Below are 535 nucleotides of genomic sequence, written 5' to 3' on the forward strand. Positions count from 1 at the left end.
GGGTCTTCCACAACACGGGTAAAAATCCCCTTCTTGAGCACCTGCGGTTCTAGGTCAGCAGGGGTCAGGTTTTTGTGCTCGGGTGCGTCCCGTTCTAGCGCCCCGTAGTAGGTTTTCAGCTTGGTGTGGGTGGCCTTGCTTCCTTCGATGCCGCGTTCCAGTCCGACAGGGCGTCCCACAACTCGCGCAAAGTCGGTCTGCATCTCGTTCAGGGCCTTGGCACCACCGAGGAACCGGCGGCAATTCAGGCGGCCTGTATCGGGGTCTTTTGGCACCACGTAGGCCGACAGGTGCGGCGTTTTTTCGTCCCGGTGAATGATGGCAGCGATCACGTTGTCCTTGCCGTGCCGCTCCTGAATCCAGCGCAACGCCTCGTTCAAATAGGGGTCACGACACGAAAGTGTACTTTACGTACGCTTAGAGTGAACCCAACAAGAACGTTGAGGCTGTTCTGCTGAGAGTTCGATAGACAGTTGGCCGAGAAATAGAAAACAGTTCTGAAAGATCGCTGATGGAGTAATCGCCGGTATCATAC

The 535-nt window shown here is 55.9% G+C and carries 1 protein-coding gene and 1 pseudogene; both read right to left on the minus strand.

Annotation, left to right across the window (positions count from 1 at the left end; translation table 11 throughout):
• The coding region (locus tag KP705_RS16700; RefSeq protein ID WP_252348437.1) for a plasmid recombination protein at positions 1–380 on the minus strand (380 nt) is incomplete at its 3' end.
• Positions 381–417: 37 nt separating this feature from the next.
• Positions 418–535 (minus strand): annotated as a pseudogene (locus KP705_RS20320) (recombinase family protein); the annotation flags it as partial.

The sequence above is a fragment of the Gluconobacter sp. P1D12_c genome (assembly GCF_018812105.1).
GTDB lineage: Bacteria > Pseudomonadota > Alphaproteobacteria > Acetobacterales > Acetobacteraceae > Gluconobacter > Gluconobacter oxydans_A.